This is a genomic window from Marinibacterium profundimaris (genome assembly GCF_002210095.1).
Taxonomy (GTDB): domain Bacteria; phylum Pseudomonadota; class Alphaproteobacteria; order Rhodobacterales; family Rhodobacteraceae; genus Marinibacterium; species Marinibacterium profundimaris.
On record NZ_AQQR01000010.1, the window covers coordinates 36568 to 55083 of the forward strand.

General features: G+C 64.6%; 17 protein-coding genes. 5 read left to right on the forward strand and 12 right to left on the reverse strand.

Annotated features, from left to right (window positions below; all coding sequences use genetic code 11):
* The 7 genes from ATO3_RS19200 to ATO3_RS29255 all read right to left on the reverse strand — a co-directional run bounded on the left by ATO3_RS19200 (window position 1) and on the right by ATO3_RS29255 (window position 7411).
* Window positions 1-981: an ABC transporter ATP-binding protein gene (locus ATO3_RS19200; RefSeq protein WP_088651520.1), complete on the reverse strand. Its 981-nt coding sequence runs from the start codon at window positions 979-981 to the stop codon at window positions 1-3.
* On the reverse strand, window positions 978-2033 hold the full coding sequence (locus ATO3_RS19205) for an ABC transporter ATP-binding protein (protein WP_088651521.1): 1056 nt from the start codon (window positions 2031-2033) through the stop codon (window positions 978-980). The genes ATO3_RS19200 and ATO3_RS19205 overlap by 4 nt, the downstream gene beginning before the upstream one ends.
* Entirely contained in the window at window positions 2020-2916 is an 897-nt protein-coding gene (locus tag ATO3_RS19210; protein WP_088651522.1) for an ABC transporter permease, read from the reverse strand. Before ATO3_RS19210 ends, ATO3_RS19205 begins: the two co-directional genes overlap by 14 nt.
* 3 nt (window positions 2917-2919) lie before the next feature.
* Window positions 2920-3873, reverse strand: coding sequence for an ABC transporter permease (locus ATO3_RS19215; RefSeq protein WP_088651523.1), 954 nt, complete (start codon window positions 3871-3873; stop codon window positions 2920-2922).
* 65 nt (window positions 3874-3938) lie between these two features.
* Window positions 3939-5540 (reverse strand): ABC transporter substrate-binding protein, encoded by a 1602-nt coding sequence (locus ATO3_RS19220; RefSeq protein WP_088651524.1) that lies wholly within the window; start codon window positions 5538-5540, stop codon window positions 3939-3941.
* Window positions 5541-5767: 227 nt separating this feature from the next.
* Entirely contained in the window at window positions 5768-6400 is a 633-nt protein-coding gene (locus ATO3_RS19225; protein WP_088651609.1) for an aspartate/glutamate racemase family protein, read from the reverse strand.
* A 210-nt stretch (window positions 6401-6610) separates the two neighbouring features.
* Complete coding sequence (locus ATO3_RS29255) at window positions 6611-7411, reverse strand: hypothetical protein (RefSeq protein WP_088651525.1); 801 nt, start codon at window positions 7409-7411, stop codon at window positions 6611-6613.
* 377 nt (window positions 7412-7788) lie between these two features.
* Here ATO3_RS29255 and ATO3_RS19235 point away from each other — a divergent pair, with 377 nt between their 5' ends.
* Window positions 7789-8763 (forward strand): formylglycine-generating enzyme family protein, encoded by a 975-nt coding sequence (locus ATO3_RS19235; protein ID WP_088651526.1) that lies wholly within the window; start codon window positions 7789-7791, stop codon window positions 8761-8763.
* 6 nt (window positions 8764-8769) lie between these two features.
* Here ATO3_RS19235 and ATO3_RS19240 read toward each other — a convergent pair whose 3' ends face one another.
* Entirely contained in the window at window positions 8770-9681 is a 912-nt protein-coding gene (locus tag ATO3_RS19240; RefSeq protein WP_088651527.1) for a LysR family transcriptional regulator, read from the reverse strand.
* A gap of 163 nt (window positions 9682-9844) precedes the next feature.
* Here ATO3_RS19240 and ATO3_RS19245 point away from each other — a divergent pair, with 163 nt between their 5' ends.
* Genes ATO3_RS19245 through ATO3_RS19260 form a run of 4 tightly spaced genes read left to right on the forward strand, consistent with a single transcriptional unit; the run spans window position 9845 to window position 14628 of the window.
* Entirely contained in the window at window positions 9845-11362 is a 1518-nt protein-coding gene (locus ATO3_RS19245; RefSeq protein ID WP_088651528.1) for a sulfatase, read from the forward strand.
* A gap of 14 nt (window positions 11363-11376) precedes the next feature.
* Entirely contained in the window at window positions 11377-12915 is a 1539-nt protein-coding gene (locus ATO3_RS19250; protein ID WP_088651529.1) for a sulfatase family protein, read from the forward strand.
* Between the two features lie 7 nt (window positions 12916-12922).
* Window positions 12923-13861: a sulfite exporter TauE/SafE family protein gene (locus ATO3_RS19255; RefSeq protein ID WP_088651530.1), complete on the forward strand. Its 939-nt coding sequence runs from the start codon at window positions 12923-12925 to the stop codon at window positions 13859-13861.
* A complete protein-coding gene (locus tag ATO3_RS19260) occupies window positions 13858-14628 on the forward strand; it encodes a TIGR02186 family protein (protein ID WP_088651531.1) in 771 nt (256 codons plus the stop codon). Before ATO3_RS19255 ends, ATO3_RS19260 begins: the two co-directional genes overlap by 4 nt.
* Here the strand turns inward: ATO3_RS19260 and ATO3_RS19265 are convergent.
* Genes ATO3_RS19265 through ATO3_RS19280 form a run of 4 tightly spaced genes read right to left on the reverse strand, consistent with a single transcriptional unit; the run spans window position 14625 to window position 18452 of the window.
* On the reverse strand, window positions 14625-15572 hold the full coding sequence (locus ATO3_RS19265) for a DUF4432 family protein (RefSeq protein WP_088651532.1): 948 nt from the start codon (window positions 15570-15572) through the stop codon (window positions 14625-14627). The genes ATO3_RS19260 and ATO3_RS19265 overlap by 4 nt on opposite strands.
* Window positions 15569-16696 (reverse strand): ABC transporter ATP-binding protein, encoded by a 1128-nt coding sequence (locus ATO3_RS19270; protein ID WP_088651533.1) that lies wholly within the window; start codon window positions 16694-16696, stop codon window positions 15569-15571. Before ATO3_RS19270 ends, ATO3_RS19265 begins: the two co-directional genes overlap by 4 nt.
* 11 nt (window positions 16697-16707) lie before the next feature.
* Entirely contained in the window at window positions 16708-17541 is an 834-nt protein-coding gene (locus tag ATO3_RS19275; protein ID WP_198963315.1) for a carbohydrate ABC transporter permease, read from the reverse strand.
* The gene (locus ATO3_RS19280) at window positions 17538-18452 is read right to left on the reverse strand and encodes a carbohydrate ABC transporter permease (protein WP_198963316.1); all 915 of its coding nucleotides are present in this window, start codon (window positions 18450-18452) and stop codon (window positions 17538-17540) included. Before ATO3_RS19280 ends, ATO3_RS19275 begins: the two co-directional genes overlap by 4 nt.
* Window positions 18453-18516 lie beyond the last annotated feature (64 nt).

Here is an 18516-nt window from a genome sequence, read left to right on the forward strand (position 1 = left end):
TCACTCCGCCACAACAGGCTCCCCGGCCCGGATACAGGCGACCCGCCGGCGCGGCGCCGGCATCAGCATCGGCGGCAGCCCCGCCGTGCATTCCGGCAGAGCCTTGGGGCAGCGCGGCGCAAAGGAACAGCCATCGGGCTTGCTCTCAAGCGCCGGCGGCGCGCCCGGAATCGCGTTCAGCCGCTGGCCCTGTTCCACGTCATGCAGGTTCGCCGCCAAAAGGCCTTGCGTATAAGGATGCCGCCCCTCGCGGATGATCTCGCGCGTGGTGCCCTCCTCGAAGATCTGACCGGCATACATCACCGCCACCCGCTCGGAAATTTCCACGGCAACGCCGATATCATGGGTGACAAAGATCACCCCCATCCCGAATTCCTTCTGCAGCTCGCGCAGCAGCAGCAGGATCTGGATCTGCACCGTGGCATCCAGCGCCGTGGTCGGCTCGTCCGCCAGCAGCAGCCTCGGCCGGCAGGCCAGCGCCAGCGCGATCATCACCCTCTGCCGCATCCCGCCCGACAATTCGTGCGGGTAATTGTGCAGCCGCCGGTTGGCCGAGGGGATCCGCACGCGGTCCAGCATGTCCAGAGCGACCGACATCGCCTCGTCCCGGCTGACGCCCTTGTGGCGCCGCACCGATTCCGCGATCTGGTGGCCGACGGTGAACACCGGGTCCAGCGCCAGCGCCGGCTCCTGGAACACCATCGAGACCTCACCGCCCCGGTATTTCGCCAGCGCCTTGCCGCGCAGCGACAGCACGTCCACGCCGTTCACGTGGATCGACCCGTCGATCTCGCTCCGCTTCGGCGGCAACAGCCCCAGGAGCGTCTTCAACGTCACCGACTTGCCCGAGCCGCTCTCGCCCAGCAGAGCCAGAGTCTCGCCCTGCTCCATCGACAGCGACACGTCATTGATCGCATGGACTGTCCGCTTGCCCTTGAAGCGCACCGACAGGTTGCGGATATCGACCAGCTTCCCGGTCATGACGGCACCCCCTGCCCGGCCTTCGGATGGCCAGAGTCCGCATCATGCAGGTGGCAGGCCACCATGTGTTTCGCGTTCACCGACAGCCCGGCCAGCTTCGGCGTCTTCGTCTTGCAGACATCCGCCTTGAACCGGCAGCGCGTGTGGAACCGGCAGCCCGAGGGCGGGTTGATCGGGTTCGGCGGATCGCCCGACAGCGGCGGCTCCTTCGTGCGGTTGTCCGGGTCCATCGACGGCATCGCCGAGAACAGCGAGCGCGTGTAGGGATGCGCCTGCTCGGCCCAGATCGAGGCTACCGGCGCGACCTCGACCACCTCGCCCAGGTACATCACCAGGATCCGGTCCGAGATATAGCGCACCACGTTCAGGTCATGGCTGATGAAGATATAGGTCAGGCCGAATTCGGCCCGCAGATCGTTGAGCAGGTTCAGCACCTGCGCCTCGACCGATTTGTCCAGAGCCGAGACCGCCTCGTCCAGCACCACCAGCCTTGGCGACATGGCCAGCGCGCGGGCGATGTTGACCCGCTGCCGCTGCCCGCCCGACAATTCATGCGGATAGCGGTGGGCAAAGCGCGCCGGGTCCAGCCCCACGCGGTCCATCAGCTTGCGCGCGCGGTCCTCGGGCTTGTCCAGCCCCTGCACCCGGGCACCGAAGGCGACGCTTGCCTCGATCGTCATGCGCGGGTTCAGCGTGGCATAGCTGTCCTGGAACACCATCTGCACGCCCCGGCGCAGGTCCTTCAGCGACAGTTTCTCGCCCAGGGCCAGCCCGTCGAAGATGATGTCGCCCTGGTCGCGTTCGGTCAGCCCGATCAGCAGCTTGGCGGTGGTGGACTTGCCGCATCCCGACTCGCCTACGATCCCCAGCGTCTCGCCTTTGGCCACGTCGAAGGACACGCCATCGACGGCCTGCACCTGCGCCTGCACCCGGCCCAGCGGGCCGCCGCGCACGGGGAAATACTTCTTCAGGTTCTGCACCTTGATCAGCGGCTGCGCGGGGCCCCCGGTATCGGGGGTTGGGTCGTACCCGACGTCTTCAGTCGCGGACATTCATTGCACTCCTCAGGCCGTCGCTCAGCAGGTTCAGGCACAGCGAGGTGACGAAGATCATCATCCCCGGCAAAGCCGAGAGCCACGGGTTGATATAGATGGCGGAGCGGAGCGTGTTCAGCATCAGCCCCCATTCCGGTTCAGGCGGCCGCACGCCGATGCCGAGGAACGACAGGCCGGCCGCCAGGATCATGCAGACACTCGTGAGCGAGGTCGCGTAGACGAAGATCGGCGACAGCACGTTGCCGATCACGTGCATCCGGATCACCGTCCAGTTGTTCGCCCCCGTCGCCCGCGCCGCGTCGATGTAATCAAGCGAGCGCACGCCGGAGGTCACTGCCTCGGCCACCCGCGTGATCGGCGGGATGAACACGATGGTCAGCGACACGAGGCTGTTGAAGATCCCGGCGCCAAGCGCGCCCGAGATCGCGATCGCCAGCAGCACGGAAGGGAAAGCGAAGAACACGTCGATCGTGCGCATGATGATCGTGTTGGTCAGCCCGCCGACATAGCCGGCCAGCACCCCAAGGAAGGAGCCGATGAAGAAGGCGAAGACCACCGGCATCAGCCCGATGAACAATGTCAGCCGCCCGCCATAGATCAGCCGAGCCAGCATGTCGCGGCCCTGCTCGTCGGTGCCCAGCGGATAGCCCTCGGTCCCGATCGGCTTCAGCCGCGCGATCATCGAGCCCTTGTACGGATCCGCCAGCCCCAGCCACGGCGCAAAGACCGCCGACAGGATCAGCAGCATCAGCACGCCGAAACAAGCCATGGTCAGCTTGTCCTGCAGCAGCCGTTCGCCCACCCCGGCCCAGTAGCCCTGCGGTTTCTCCATGGGCGCCGGTTCGCGCCCGTCCATCATCTCGGGTTCGGCAAGGGCCATGGCTCAGGTCCTCTGGATGCGCGGGTCGATCGCGGCCTGGGCCACGTCGACGATCAGGTTCATCGCCACGAACAGCAGCGCCAGCACGAGGATCGTGCCCTGCAGCAAGGGCAGGTCGCGCTGGAAGATGGCGTTCGACAGGAGAAATCCGGAGCCGGGCCAGTTGAACACCGTCTCGATCAGGATCGACCCGCCCAGAAGATAGCCCAGCTGCAGACCCATGACCGACAGCGCGGTCGCGGCGGCATTGCGCGCCACGTGCCAAAGCACGTCCATCCGGGTCATCCCCTTGGCATAAAGCGCCTGCACGAAATCCTGCGTCAGGATATCCCCGGCCAGCGCCCGCACCGTCCGCGCCACGATCCCGATCGGCACCACCGACAGCGTCACGGCCGGCAGGATCAGGTGGCGCATGTGCTCCCAGTTCCAGACCCAGGCCTGCGACCCGCCGGGCCCCGCCCCCATCGACGGCAGCCAGCCCAGGTTGACGGAAAAGATGATGACCAGGACGATCCCCAGCCAGTAATTCGGCAGCGACACGCCGGTGATCGAGGCCGCCGTGACGGCGCGGTCGATCCAGGTGTCGCGGAAATAGCCCGCCAGGAAGCCCAGGAAGACCCCGATCGGGAAGGCGATGACCGCCGCGCTCGCCGCCAGCAGCAGCGAGTTGTTGACCGCGCCGAAAACCTCCGCAGCCACGGGCCGCCCGGTGGCGATGGATTTGCCCATGTCGCCCTGCGCCAGGTTGCCGATCCAGATCGCGTATTGCACCGCCAGCGGCTTGTCCAAACCATAGGCGGCGCGCATCGCGGCCTGTTCCTCGGCGGTGGCGTCGATCGGCATGATCGCCGTCAGCGGATCGCCCGGGGCGATCTGCACCAGCATGAAACAGATGACCGAGACACCGAAGGCCACCGGCAGAACCAGGATCAATCGACGGATAAGATAGCTGAGCACGGGACGTCGCCTCGAAAATTGAAAAAGGCCCCGCCACCCCGAAGGGCCGCGGGGCCATGTCGCGATTACTCTTCGATCGTGATGCCGGAGAAGTTCTGGTACCAGTTCTGCGCCTGCACGAAGCCCTTCACCGAAGGCTTCATCGCCCGCGGGGCCACGTCATGGGTGACGAACAGGAACAGCGCGTCGTTGACGTATTTCTCATGCGTCTTCTGCAGCACCTTGGTCTGCTCTTCCGGATCGAAGGTCGTCTTGATCTTCGCGAAAAGCTCCTGCATCTCGTCGTCGCAATAATGGCCCCAGTTGGTGCCGTTCGGCGCGATCAGCCCGCAATCCAGGTGACGGATCAGGCCGGTGAACGGATCCTGGATGAAGTAGGTGAAGTTGATCGACTGCGCCCCATCGACCGAGGCATCGGCCGCACCGGCACGCCACAGGTTGATCATCTGGTTCCACTCGACAACCATGAACTCCACGTCGATCCAGATCTCGGCCAGGCTTTGCTGGACATATTCGTTCATCGGCAGCGGCAGCATCTGGCCCGACCCCGACGGCGAGATCAGCGCCTTCACTTCAAGGCGGTTGTCCGGGCCATAGCCGGCCTCTTCCATCAGGGCCTTCGCGGCTTCGAGGTCGTATTTCACCTCGAATTCCGGATCACCGAACCAGTTCGACGACGGCGGCAGGAAGCCTTCGGCCGGGACCATCAGGCCGCCCAGCAGCGGCGCCATGCCTTCGCGGTCGATCGCCAGGTTGGCGGCCTTGCGCACGCGGATGTCGTTCCAGGGCGACCCTTCCAGCCGCGACAGGTGCCACGTCCAGTTGTGCGGATAGGCGTTCGACGAGATGACGAAGCCGTTGCCTTCCATCGCCGGGATCGTGTCGGGCGCCGGCGCCTCGATCCAGTCGACCTGCCCCGACAGCAGCGCGGCGGACCGCGCGTTCGGCTCGGGCAGCGGGATCAGGACCATCTTGTCCAGCTTCGGGATCCGGGTTTCATCCCAGTAGTCTTCAAACGGCACCAGCTCGGCGCGTTCGCGCGGCACGAAGGTCTCAAGCTTCCAGGGTCCGGTGCCCGAAGGCGTCATCGCGACCTTTTCCCAATCCTTCTCCAGCGCTTCCCAGTTGGCGCGCGACGACATCAGCACCCAGGTCATCTGGTAAGGCAGCGTGGCGTCGGGCTCCTTGGTGGTGATTTCCACCGTCAGCGGGTCGATGACCTTGTAGCTGGCCACCGCCGGAATGCGCGACTTGCCCTGCGCCGACTGGCGCGGGTCGTATTGTTCCGAACTCTCAACCAGCAGCTTGTCGAGGTTCCAGACCACGTCCTCGGCGGTGAAGTCCGACCCGTCGTGGAACTTGACGCCCTCGCGCAGCTTGAAGGTCCATGTCAGACCGTCGTCGGCCACCGACCACTCGGTCGCCAGACCGGGGATCAGCGTCGACGCCTTATCGGCGCTGGTCAGGTCCCATTCGATCAGCGAGTCATAGACCGTGTAGCCCATGAACCGCATCCCCTCGCCACCCTGGTCCGTCTGGCCAGTGGTCAGCGGGATGTCGGCGGCGGTCATGCCGATGCGCAACGTGCCCTGAGCCTGCGCGAGTGAGCCGCAGGCCATGGCGAACGCGGTCGCAAAGATCGCGACGCCCTTTCCCAGATTAGACATTCAAGTCTCCCAGTTGTCCCGTTTTTTGTTGTCACGCGAACATCCGGCAGGCCGGGCCATGCCCGGACCGATGCGAACCGATCGCGTCCACCGGGGGAGTGTCACAATGCCCTCAATTCAGAGACCAGATAATTAGTGGCGTCTGGCCCGCTTCCGGCCGGAGCAGGGGGTGGACGCCCAATTTTTGCCCAAATACTTAGCATTTGCAAAGATTTAGGGCAAAAGTGTCACGGATGACGGTCCGGATCGGCGCCTGCCAGGGCCTGGGCGATCTCTTGCGCCGCCGCAGGGATCGGCGCGATCAGCGGAACGGGCGCCCGCCCCGCCAGCCGGTCGGCCGCGCGGCCCAGCGGCCCGCCCCCGATGATCGCCACCTCGGCCCCGGCCTGCGCGGCCCGGCCGGCGGCCTGCAGAAGCGCTGCGTCCAGCCGGTCGGGATCGGCCATCAGCGCCAGCGCATCGCCCTCGGCAAAGTGGCAGCCGATGTAGCGCCCAGCCCCCGCATGCGCCCGCATCAGCCGGTCGATGGGCTGTTCGAGGCCCGGCGTCGTCGTCACCACCGCAAAGCGCCGCCCGCCTGCGCCGGCGGCCCGCGCGGCGGCCGCGCCAATACCGATCACGGGGCAGGCCAGCCGCGCCGCCAGCGCGGCCCGGCCCGGATCGCCGAAGGCCGCGACCATGATCGCGTCGGCAGGCCCCGGCTCCGCCGCGCCCACCAGCCGCGCGGCCTCTTCCAGCGCCGCTCCGGTCACCAGCATCCCCGGCCCTTCGGGCGCGGTCCAGCCTTCGACCCCGTCCAGGATCCGCCCGGCGATGGCGACCATGTCGCGGGTGGTACCGGCGTTGGAATTTGGGTTCATCAGGATGATCCTCGGCATCGTCTCCGCCCTTCTTGCGCCTGCGCTGTCGCCGGCACCCTTCGCCATGGCCGCTGGCGCGGTCAAGCCGCCCGGGGCCCGCCCGCGCCGGCCCAAAGCGTTACCAGAAGGTTAATACGCCGCCGCAACCCCTTGATATCATTAAGGTGGCCAAGTGTCCCACGCGTGGGACACCCGCCGCGCCTTCCTGGCCTATTTCGGGAACAGGAAGGTCACGATCGCCCGGACGCCCAGCCCGCTCGGCCCCCCGTCGGGGGTGTCGATCCACTGCCGCAGGCCCAGCCCGAAGCTTACCGGTTGCGACCCGAAGGTCACCACCTTCGAGGCGACCAGGTTGATCGGGACCGAGGCCTCGTCGGCGACCCAATCATAGGTCGTCTCGGAATTGATCGTGAAGGTCCAGGCGGTGGGAGTCGTGTAGGACAGGAAGGGCTGCACATAAGAGGCGTTGATCGCGGCATCCCCCGGCTCGGGATCGATACCCCAGAGATGGTTGGCAAGCACCCCGTAGGTCCAGCCGTTCTGCTGGCGCAGCGCCACGCCGGTCGGACCGACGGCCCATTGATCGGCGGTAAAGCCCTCCTCTCCGACGGGCAGGTTGAAGGCCGGCCCCACGCCCCAGATCCAGCCGCCCGGGCCGGGATCCTTGGGCGAGAAGAACAGGCTTTGCAGAACATCCCCCAGCCCGTCCCGCGACAGGTCCGGGCCGGTCACGTCGGTCTGCCAGTTGTAGGGCAGGATCGTCCGCGAGATCAGGTTCCAGTCCTCCCCGATCGAGATCGGAATGACGGGCTGCAGCAACAGCTTCGACTGCTGCCCCTCGCCGTCAGCGCCCATGCCCCGGTCGAAATTGTACTGCAGCGGCACGCTGATCAGCGAGGCCACCGGGTTCGACAGCTGCTTGGCCAGGTCGGCCGAGCCCGACGATTGCGCCACAGCCGGCGTGCCCGCCAGCAAAAGCGTGACCACCGCCGCGCACTTCGGGTTCATCATCCTTGCGTCCCCTGTCATTCCCTTGCCACCCCGCGCAGGTCCGGCACCGCGACCGGAGAGGGCTGCATCGGCATGTTCCTTCCCGGCAAGGTGCGCCCCAATCGCCTGCGATGCAATGGAAAAGACCGGCGTCGCATGGTCGGGCGCCGGGCTGTCCATGAAGGGCCGTGGACACGTTTCGCCCGGTGACCGGTTTCCGCCTCACGGCGCGGCGTTATGCCATGCGTGCCGCCGCATCGGCGCGCGACAGCAACGACAGACACGGCCCCGGACGCCATCGCAACGGACCCCCAACCGACAGGCGACGGCGCAGACAATCCGCTTGCAGCCCGGGGCCTGTTATCCCAATAGGTGACAGAGAAGAGGAACTGCGATCCATGTCGCAAGAAGCAAAATCATGTTGCGCGGGCGACTCCCGCGGCCTTTTTGAGCTTTCGGACAAGGCCTATCTCGACGCAGCCCGTGACGTGCCGCCCGCAGGGGCCGAGGTGCGGGACAGGCTGCGCAACCGGCTGGTTGCACTCGACGGGGGCTTTTTCGACATGGGAACGCGCAAATCGCGCTTCCCCGACGACCTCGATTCACCCCGCCGCAAGATACGGGTGTCACCGTTCCGAATCTCGCCGTTTTCCGTCAGCAACGCCGACTACGCCGCCTTTGCCAAGGCGACCGGCTACCGGACCGTTGCAGAGCGGGAAGGGTGGAGCTACGTCTTTCACCTCTTCCTCGACGACCTCTCGGCCTATCCCGATTATGCCGGGCCGGCGCCCTGGTGGCGGCGCGTCGACGGGGCCTGCTGGCATGCGCCCGAAGGGCCGGGCAGCGACACCGGCGACCGTCCCGATCATCCGGCCACCCATATCGCCTGGTACGATGCCCATGCCTATTGCCGTTGGGCCGGATTGCGCTTGCCGACGGATGCCGAATGGGAATTCGCCGCGCGCGGCGGTCTGGCCCACAAGAAATTCCCCTGGGGCAACCAGATGGCGCCAAACGGCAGGTTCGCCATGAACACCTGGCAGGGGACATTCCCGGATGTGAACACCGCCGAGGACGGATGGATCGGAACGGCCCCCGTCGACGCGTTCGAGCCGAACGGCTTCGGCCTCTACCAGATGACGGGCAATGTCTGGGAATGGGTGCAGGATTTCTATGGCCCGCGCCCCCCAAAGGGCCGTCTGCCCGAAATCGACCCCAGGGGACCGGACAGCGGAGATGCCCGGATTCAGCGCGGCGGATCCTACCTGTGCCACGTCAGCTATTGCGACCGGTACCACGTGCATTCCCGCACCCGGAACGACCCGACGAGTTCCGCCGGCCACAGCGGGTTCCGGGTGGCAGCCGACATCTGAAACCGCTTACGGGCGAAGCCCGTCGGTCAGTTTCTCCAATGTACGCATCATCTGTCGCATGGGCGCGAAATCCTCGGACCTGGCGTGATAGGTCACGCCGGTCGGAATGCTCCATGCGAACTGATCAAGATCGACCTCGCGCAAGCCCAGTTCGGGATTGAGATCGGCCAGAGGTGTCGGCATGCAGACAAGAAACTGATGTTCGGCCACCATCTTGAACGCGATCTGCAGGGAATGTGACTCCAGCGCCAGCCGTGGCTCTGGCAGACCCTTCGACTTGAAATAGTCCCGGATCCGGATGTTCGCCTGCTGGCCGCTGAACAGGCAGAGCCACGGATAGGTCAGGGTGTCTTCGGGGCCATAGCCGTCACGCGAAAAGATGGGATGATGTCTGGCCGCGAAAACGGCGTTGCGCTGTTCGTACAGGACCGTGGTCCGGAAATCGTCGCCGATCTCGTCCTCGGGATGTGGCGTACCTCCGGCATAGGCACGCAGGTCGCCTTTCTTGAGCAGGGGCAGCAGTTCGCCGCCGACACCCGTTGTCACCTGGACGCGCAGGTTCGGAAAACGCCGACGCAGAACGGCAAGCATGTCCGGGTAATAGAGAGAGCAGTAAACCGGCCCGCCCCCGATCCGCATCACCCCGTCCAGCCCCTTGGCCTGTGCGCCGATTTCGACAAGGGCCGCGTTCCACGAGGCCTCTATCTCTCTGGCGCGGGCATGGAGCACCTCTCCCGCCTCGGTCATCCGCACCCCCCGCGGAAGCCGAAGCAGCAGTTCGGTGCCAAGCATCTCTTCAAGCTGACGGATGGATTTCGTCAGGGCCGGCTGACTGATGTTCAACATTCGCGCACCGCCGTGAATGGACGAGGCCTCGACCACGCCGAGGAAATGTTGAAGCCGCCAGATATCACGCATCGCTGTCCCTCCCCAGCCAAGCAATAACTCCGAGGCATCGGAGCAATTTCCATGTGTATTAGTCTTTCCGGGACAGGTCGGTCAATCTCCCGGCACCCGCGGGCCCGGGGTGGCCACCGCGATCCAGACTGAATCCCTGTCCTGTGACTGCCGGAGGAGCCACATGCGTACGGTCTTCGTACTCTTCGATTCTCTCAATCGCCACGCGTTGTCGTGTTACGGTGGAGAGATCGATACACCGAACTTCGACCGGCTTGCCGCCCGCACCGTACAGTTCGACCGTCACTACACCGGCAGCTTGCCGTGCATGCCGGCGCGGCGCGATCTGCAAACCGGCCGGCTTTGCTTTCCGCATCGCAGTTGGGGGCCGCTGGAACCCTTTGACAATTCGTTTGCCGGCATCCTGTCGCAGAAGGGCGTGCACACGCACCTGGTGACGGACCATTTCCACTATTTCGAGGATGGCGGTGCCGGCTATCATACCCGCTACGATACATGGGAATTCGTCCGCGGCCAGGAATACGACCAGTGGAAGGCCAGTGTGGCCCCGCCGCTGGACGCGTATCGCGCAAGATATGCCGCGGCCAGCTATGATCCCGACAGGAAACCGCGCCGTGTGCAGCACCTCGTGAACCGGGACCACATGCAGGCCGAACAGGACCAGCCGACGCCGCGCTGCATGGCCGCGGCCCTGGAGTTCCTGGACGAGAACCGGGCAGCCGATGACTGGCTCTTGCAGCTTGAGATGTTCGATCCGCACGAGCCGTTCCACGCTCCCGACCGGTTCCGCCGGGACGGTGACAGCGATTACACAGGCGGTGTTCTGGACTGGCCCGATTACCAGCGCGTGACCGAAACGCCCGAGGAAGTGGCGGAGATCCGTGCCAACTATGCCGCGCTTGTCCGCATGTGCGACGCGTACCTCGGTCATTTGCTGGACTATTTCGATGCCCATGACCTTTGGGCCGACACGGCGCTTATCCTTACGACCGACCACGGTTTCCTGCTGTCCGAACATGAATGGTGGGGCAAGTGCCGCATGCCGTACTACGAAGAGGTCGTGCACATTCCGCTGTTCGTGCATCACCCCGATCATGCCGAGCAGGCCGGCACGCGCTGCAGTGCCCTGACGCAGACCGGGGACATCATGCCCACCCTGCTGGACCTCCACGGATGCCCGATCCCGGACGAGGTGACCGCACACTCCTTGATGGCGGCATTGCGGGGCGAAGCCGGGGACCGCGTAGCCGCAACCGGGATATTCGGCGGGCCCATCGGTGTCACGGATGGTCGCTACATGATGTTCCACTATCCGCCGGACGTGCTGGGCGACGGTCTTTTCGAATATACGCTGAACCCGCAGCACATGCGCGCGCCCTTTGCCAGCGCAGAGATGCAGACAGCGGTCATGGCGCCACCCTTCGCCTTCACCAAGGGGATGCCGGTCATGAAGATCGCGGCCCTGCCCGAGGCGATGCGTGTGCCCAATCATGACGGCCAGACCTTCGAGGACCAGGGATTTGCGCTTTACGATCTTGAGGCAGACCCCGGCCAAAAGGCCCCGATCCGCGATGCCGGGGTCGAAACTCGGCTTTACACCGGTTTGATGGACATCCTGCGGGCCACCGATGCACCGGCGGAAAGCTACGGTTGGTACGGCCTTGCCGACAGGACGGTCTGAATAGGAGACGTGCCATGGCGCACCCGAACATCATCTTCATCATGTGCGACGACCACGCGGCCAACGCGATTTCGGCCTATGGATCGGTCCTGAACCAGACACCGAACATCGACCGGCTGGCGTCCGAGGGCGCGCGACTGGATCATTGTTACGTCACGAACTCGATCTGCACACCGTCCCGCGCGTCGATCCTGACAGGCACCTACAACCACGTGAACCTTGTGACGACGCTGGACACACATCTGGACAACCGGTTGCCCAACGTCGCCAAGCACCTGCGCATGTCGGGCTATCAGACCGCCATCTTCGGAAAATGGCATCTTGGCGAAGGCAAGGCGCATGAACCGTCGGGGTTCGACGACTGGGCCGTGGTTCCCGGCCAGGGCGAGTATTTCGACCCGATGATGATCTTTCCGGACGGCGAACGCCGCGTGCCGGGCTATGCCACGGACATCATCACCGAACAATGCGCAGACTGGATCACCTCGCGGGACAAGGACCGGCCGTTCTTCCTGATGTGTCATCACAAGGCCCCGCATCGGCCCTTCGTGCCGCATCCCCGCCACGCGGACCTCTATCCTGACCACCTCCCCGTCCCCGAGACCTATGACGACGACTATGCAAACCGTGCCCAGGCCGCCGCGGCGGCAAAGATGCGGATCCGTCTGGACATGACCTACGAGGACCTCGGGCTGGTCCTGCCGGAAGGCGGGTCCGAAATCGGTGAGCTCGAGAAACCGGGATCGGAACAGCGCAAGGTGCCCGACAATCCCGAGGGCCTGGTCCTGATCGACCGCGCAACCGGCGAAAAGTACACGTTCAAGGACAAGCGCGCGCTGGACCTGTTCAAGTACCAGAGATACGTCAAACGGTATCTGCGCACCGTTGCGGCGGTAGATGAAGGTGTTGGCCGGCTGCTGGATACCCTGGATGCCGAGGGGATCGCCGAGAACACCATCGTGATCTACACCTCGGACCAGGGGTTCTTTCTGGGGGAACACGGCTGGTTCGACAAACGGTTCATGTACGAAGAAAGCCTGCAGATGCCCTTCCTCGTGCGGTACCCGGCCGAAATCGCCCCCGGAACGGTCGTGAACGAGATCGCGACCAACGTGGATTTCGCGCCGACGTTCCTGGACTATGCCGGTGCCACGACCCCCAGCTACATGCAGGGCGCCAGCCTGCGGCCGGTGCTGTCAGGCGAGGCGCCGGATGATTGGCAGGATGTGGCCTATCACCGCTACTGGATGCACAAGGACGACATCCACAACGCCTTTGCCCATTACGGCGTGCGGTCCGACCGGTACAAGCTGATCTACTGGTACAACGAAGCGCTCGATCAGATCGGGGCCAATGAGGGCGAGGAGCCGCCCGAATGGGAGCTGTTCGATTGCCACGAAGATCCTCACGAACTTCGCAATCTGGCGGCTGATCCGGATCATGGCGAGGTCTTCATGACGATGCTTGCGCTGCTGGATCGCAAGATGGCCGAGATCGGCGACGACCCCAGGCACGACAGTGCTCAGATCAGGCGCCAGCGCGCGCCGCGTTAGGCGGGACATGCCAATCTATCTGCCCATAGCCGAACTCACCGTAAACCTGTTTCACCTGTTGGGGCTGGGTGTTGTGGTGGGGACGATCTCGGGGCTGTTCGGGGTCGGCGGGGGGTTCCTGCTCACGCCGTTCCTGATGATCTACGGTGTGCCTTCCCCGGTCGCCGTGGCCTCGGTGACAGCGCAGGTTGTCGCCTCTTCGACCTCGGGGACGCTGGCGCACCTGGCCCGCAACACGATTGACCTGAAGCTGGGTGCCCTGCTTGTCGCCGGGGGAAGCCTGGGCGCGGTGCTGGGCGTGATCATCTTCGATGTCCTGAAAAGCCTCGGGCAGCTCGACGTGCTTCTGGCGATCGGCTACCTGACGCTTCTGGGGTCGATCGGGACACTCATGCTGGTCGAAAGCACCGGCCTGAGCTTTCGCCGCAAGCAGGCCGGCCAGACCGCCCAACCGCGGCCGCGACGGCGGTTTCCCCCGTGGATCCGCGCCCTGCCCTTTCCGGTCACGTTCCGGCGCTCCGGTCTGGTGGTTTCCGCCATCCCGGTCGTCGCGGTCGGATTGATCATCGGTGTCATCGGGGCCATCCTGGGGATCGGAGGCGGCTTCATCCTTGTGCCGGCGCTTGTCTACCTGCTGCGCGTTCCGGGCAAATTCGTCGTGGGCACATCGTTGTTGCATCTGACGGCCGTCATGGCGGTGACCTGTACGCTTCATGCCCTGCGCAACCAGTCGGTCGATCTGATCCTTGCCTTCTGCCTGATGATCGGCGGCGTGTTCGGGGCCCAGGTCGGCGCGGCCATGGGCAGGAACCTCGACGCACGGCAGCTGCGCCTTCTGTTGGCCGTGATCGTGCTCGTCGTCGCGGCGCGCTTTGCCTACGGGCTGATCGTGCTGCCCGACACCCTGTTCCAAAGCAATCGTATCGATGCGGGGATGATCCCATGACCCGGTGGGCCGCCGTTCTGGCAAAGGCGCTGCTGCTGGTCGCGGCGATGACGGCTGCGCCGCATTCTCGGGGACATGCCGAGACCCTGAGCCTTGCAATCTCGGACCCTGTGATCCGCCTCAATCCGAACTATGCCGGGGCACCGATCGCCCTGTTCGGCCGTTTCGACGAGACATCGCCGGATGCCACATACGATGTTTCGGTCACCGTGGTCGGTCCGGCGCGGGCCAGGGTCGTGAACCAGGTTGGCCGGAATGCCGTGGGCATGGTGGTGACGACCCGGCGTGTCTATTATGATCGCCTGCCGACACTTGCCCACCTGATAACCAACCGCCCCCTGGACCGCTTTGCCGACGATCAGACGGCACGGCGGCTTTCGTTGCGGCCCGTCGACCTGATCGAGGACGCGCGCCTGGGGACGGACCCGGACGGCGAGGCTTTCGATCGCGCATTGCTGCGGGATCTGGTTCAGCGCAATGAATACGGAGTGGACGGACATGGCGCGACATTCATCTCGCCCGGGTTCTTTTCCGCCAGATTGCAGCTGCCCTCGTCGATCCTGTCCGGCCCCTACCTGGCCCGGGTTGTCCTGTTCCGCGACGGCGAGGTTGTCGACACTGCGGAACAGGCCTTTGTCGTCCAGGTTGCAGGGCTTGGCAGCCGACTGACCCAAATGGCGCGACGTGCGCCGCAACATTATGCGGCGCTTGTTGTCTTCGTGGCACTCGCCACGGGGTGGCTGGGGGGCGTGATCTTCAGACGCTAGGCGAAGGTCGGATCGAACGTTATCCGCACGCCGAACCTCAGCGTCTCGCCGACCTCGGATGGCGGGAGAGCACCCTGGGCCTGCAGGCTGGCCCGGCTTTGCCGTTCGTGGGTCGCGGGTTCCAGGCAGATCAATCCGACGCCCGCTGCGTGATTGCGCAGGACCTGGAAAATCGGAAGGCCCCCGCCGTCATACCCAAGTTCGAGAGATGGGCCCAACGTTGAAACAAGCCGGGCCTGGCACTGCCCCGGTCCGCTGGGCCTGGTGGTGATGCCGTCCGCATCAAGGGCAGTGCCGGTGATGTCCTGACCGGACAGGGACAGGCGGGTTCCGTCCACCGCGAAGGGGAAGCCGAGATTGACGTGATACATCGCCATCACCGGCACGCTACCCGATGCGACGCTGACCCGGTCCGAGACACGGATTTCGCGCCCGCCCAGCGGGATGTCGATGCAACGGCGCAGTTTCAGCGCGCCCCGGCCAAGATCGAACTGCGCGCATTCCGCCTCGATCCGATACAGGCAGGTATCCCCGTCCCAGATGGCACGGGCGGACATGACGGTTGCCGGCATCGACAGCATGTTGCCATGTTGCGGATAGGCCTGCCCGTCAACTGTTTCCGGCGCGCGGATATGGTCGAAGCCGCAGGTCTGCATCAGCCCATAGAGCGCCGTGTTTCCGACGGCACGGGTCCGGTCGATGGCGCTCATCGGGCCGGTCCAGTGAAACGGAACATCACCGCACCAGACGGCGCCCAGATCGCAAAGCCGGTCGGGCAGGACATCGACCCTAAGGCCCGCGCCCGCCTCGATCCGCAGGATACGACTGCCCCGGGCCGGCCCGTCGGTCACTTCGAGATGTTCGATCCCGAACAGACGGTCGGGATCCGGGATCAGCCTTTCAAGTTCAGCGCGGGTCCAGTCCCGTCCGAAGAGCCGGGTCATGCGCCGGATTTTACGACAAGGTTGTCCCCGCTGGTGGCATCGAACATGTGCCAGCTGTCTTCGACCACGCGCAGTTGCACCGGGCTGCCGGGTTTCGGCAAATCGCTGGCGCCGGAGGCATCGGTTGCAACACGCACGCCGATCTCGCGCCCATCGACGTGGCCAAAGACAAAGGCCTCGTGTCCCAGCCATTCCAGCCCCGCCACCGGCAGCGACATGGTGTCGGCCCCGGCCTCTGCCGCAAGGTCGAAATGCTCGGGGCGGACGCCTATTTCGACTTTGCGGCCGGTACCGACGACCTCCCGCAATGCAGCCAGGCGCCCGGCCGACGCGGGCAGGAACAGGCTTGCCGTTCCGTTCAGCACGAACCCGCCTTCACCAACCGAAACGGTACCTTCGAAAAAGTTCATCTCGGGAGAGCCAAGGAAGCCCGCAGTAAACCGGTTCTGCGGCTGCAGGTAGAGCTCTTGCGGGGTGCCGATCTGCATGATTTCGCCGAAGTTCAGCAGGGCGATCCGGTCGGCCATGGTCATGGCTTCAACTTGGTCATGGGTCACGAAAATCGACGTCGCGCCAAGCCTGTCATGCAAATGCCGGATCTGGTGGCGCGTTGCGGTCCGCAGCTTGGCATCCAGGTTCGACAGCGGTTCGTCAAAGAGAAACAGCTTGGGCTTGCGCACGATGCAACGCCCCATGGCGACCCGCTGCCGCTGACCGCCGGAGAGCGCCGCGGGTTTACGATCCTCGAGCCCTTTCAGGTCGAGCATCTCGACGGCTTCGGCCACGCGCTCTTCGATCAGCTTGGGATCCTCTTTGCGCATCCGCAGGGCAAAGCTCATGTTGTCGCGCACCGTCATATGCGGGTAGAGCGCGTAGCTCTGAAAGACCATGCCCATGTCCCGGTCCGACGGGTCGACATCGGTCATGTCCTCGCCATCGACCCGGACGGTGCCGCGCGTGATGCCTTCCAGACCGGCGATCATGCGCAGCAGCGTCGACTTTCCGGACCCGGAGGGACCCACGAGGCAGACGAACTCTCCCGACCGGATATCGAGGTCGATTTCGGGGATGACGACGGCATCGCCATAGGCCTTGCGGACTTTTTCAAGTGTAAGTTGTGCCATTATCGCGGTCCTTACTTGACGGCGCCGGCCATGAGGCCGCGCACGACGTATCGTTGTCCTAACAGGATGAGAATAAGCGCGGGGATCATCGACATGACCGAGGCCGCCGCCATCTCGCCATAGCGGATCTGGTGTTCCTGCGCGAAGGTGGCGATGGCCACGGGCGCTGTCATCGTGTCCTGATCGCTGAGGTTCAGCGAAATCGCGAAGTCAGACCAGGATTGGATGAAGGCCAGCGCACCCGCCGCCGCCATGCCGCCAAAGGACAAGGGAACGACGATGCGCCGGAACACCTGCCCATAGCTGCACCCGTCCATGCGCGCTGCCTGGATCAGTTCGCGGGGAATGTTCAGCAGGAAGCCCACCATCAGGAACATGGTCTGCGGCAGGGCGTGCAGGACATGGGTCAGGATCAGCGCGGTATAGGTCCCGTGCAGCCCCATGTTCGAGAACATCACGTACCACGACCCCACGAAGGTCAGCGTGGGCAGCATGTGGAACACGAGCGCCCAGCCGAGCAGCAGGGCGGTTGCCCATTTCGGCGGTTCAAGCCGGATGATCGTGAATGCCGCCAGCGTCGCAATGACCAGCACGATGACGGTCGATACGACACCGATCATGGCGCTGTTCCAGAGGTTCATCAGGAAATCCGACTGACGCGAGAACAGCAATGTCTCATAGTTTGTCAGGATCGGCGTGGAGAACGTGTTGCCCATCAGGATGTCGATCTGGCGCTTGAACGAGTTCGACAGGATCCAGAACATCGGCCCGATGATGATGAGCGCGTAGCCCCAGGCCACCAGGTGGCCACCAAGCAGGTTCTTGCGGGTTGTGCGGCTGATCATGACGTCGCCTCCTGCGACTTGCTGCGGCGCTTGCGGATCCACAGGTTGACCACGACGATAAGGACAGCCACCGCAACCAGCGTAAGCAGGGACATGGCCGACCCCACGCCAAGGCGATCCTGGGCAAAGAAGGTCCGGTAGATCGAGAAGTTGATGACTTCCGTCGACGTGCCGGGGCCCCCGCCGGTCAGCAGGTAGACCTCGTCGAAGACCTTGAAACTCAGCACGAGCCGCAGGCCCAGCGTGATGAGGATCGTCGGCACCATCAGCGGAATGGTGACGTAGCGCAGTTCCTGCCAGGGCGAGCGGACATCGAACTTCGCGGCCTCGAACACCTCCTGATCAAGGCTTTCCAGGCCGGTCAGCATCAGAAGGAACACGAAGGGGGTCCAGTGCCAGATATCCACCAGGATGACGGACGCCAGCGCAATATCGGGGTTGCCGAGAAAATCGATGGGCCCGATCCCGACATAACCCAGCAGCGTATTGACGGCCCCGAAATCCCGTCCCAGCAGCAGCCGCCACATGGCGCCGATGACGATCGGCGGCATGACGATGGGCAGCAGGAACACCGCCGTCAGCACGGCCCGTGTCACACCGGAAGCCCGCCGCGCGGCCAGCGCCATGGAAAAGCCAAAGATCATCTGGGCGGTGACGGCGCAGATCGCGAAGATGATCGTGTTGCGCACGCCCGCCCAGTAGACGGTTTCGTGCCGGAAAAGCTGATCGAAATTGGCGAACCCGATGAACTCGGAATGTGCACGGCCGTCAATCCATTCGACGTCCGAAAGGCTGAGCCCGACGAGGTTGAACACCGGGTAGATCGACAGAGCAACCAGTAGCAGCGAGGCGGGCAGAAGCGACCCGATACGCCACAGGGCATTGCGCCTGCGGGTGGAATTGGTGGCCATGATGGAAAATCCTGGTCTAGGCGAAGGCAGGTGCGGCGACGGCGCCGCGCCTGCCATGGGTTTA

What these genes read in the sequence shown, in the direction of transcription:
- ATO3_RS19200 (WP_088651520.1), bottom strand. Translation starts at nt 981, where the DNA reads ATGACCGGGAAGCTGGTCGATATCCGCAACCTGTCGGTGCGCTTCAAG.
- ATO3_RS29255 (WP_088651525.1), bottom strand. Translation starts at nt 7,411, where the DNA reads ATGATGAACCCGAAGTGCGCGGCGGTGGTCACGCTTTTGCTGGCGGGC.
- ATO3_RS19255 (WP_088651530.1), top strand. Translation starts at nt 12,923, where the DNA reads ATGCCAATCTATCTGCCCATAGCCGAACTCACCGTAAACCTGTTTCAC.
- ATO3_RS19220 (WP_088651524.1), bottom strand. Translation starts at nt 5,540, where the DNA reads ATGTCTAATCTGGGAAAGGGCGTCGCGATCTTTGCGACCGCGTTCGCC.
- ATO3_RS19235 (WP_088651526.1), top strand. Translation starts at nt 7,789, where the DNA reads ATGTCGCAAGAAGCAAAATCATGTTGCGCGGGCGACTCCCGCGGCCTT.
- ATO3_RS19210 (WP_088651522.1), bottom strand. Translation starts at nt 2,916, where the DNA reads ATGGCCCTTGCCGAACCCGAGATGATGGACGGGCGCGAACCGGCGCCC.
- ATO3_RS19205 (WP_088651521.1), bottom strand. Translation starts at nt 2,033, where the DNA reads ATGTCCGCGACTGAAGACGTCGGGTACGACCCAACCCCCGATACCGGG.
- ATO3_RS19260 (WP_088651531.1), top strand. Translation starts at nt 13,858, where the DNA reads ATGACCCGGTGGGCCGCCGTTCTGGCAAAGGCGCTGCTGCTGGTCGCG.
- ATO3_RS19245 (WP_088651528.1), top strand. Translation starts at nt 9,845, where the DNA reads ATGCGTACGGTCTTCGTACTCTTCGATTCTCTCAATCGCCACGCGTTG.
- ATO3_RS19240 (WP_088651527.1), bottom strand. Translation starts at nt 9,681, where the DNA reads ATGCGTGATATCTGGCGGCTTCAACATTTCCTCGGCGTGGTCGAGGCC.
- ATO3_RS19265 (WP_088651532.1), bottom strand. Translation starts at nt 15,572, where the DNA reads ATGACCCGGCTCTTCGGACGGGACTGGACCCGCGCTGAACTTGAAAGG.
- ATO3_RS19280 (WP_198963316.1), bottom strand. Translation starts at nt 18,452, where the DNA reads ATGGCCACCAATTCCACCCGCAGGCGCAATGCCCTGTGGCGTATCGGG.
- ATO3_RS19270 (WP_088651533.1), bottom strand. Translation starts at nt 16,696, where the DNA reads ATGGCACAACTTACACTTGAAAAAGTCCGCAAGGCCTATGGCGATGCC.
- ATO3_RS19250 (WP_088651529.1), top strand. Translation starts at nt 11,377, where the DNA reads ATGGCGCACCCGAACATCATCTTCATCATGTGCGACGACCACGCGGCC.
- ATO3_RS19225 (WP_088651609.1), bottom strand. Translation starts at nt 6,400, where the DNA reads ATGAACCCAAATTCCAACGCCGGTACCACCCGCGACATGGTCGCCATC.
- ATO3_RS19275 (WP_198963315.1), bottom strand. Translation starts at nt 17,541, where the DNA reads ATGATCAGCCGCACAACCCGCAAGAACCTGCTTGGTGGCCACCTGGTG.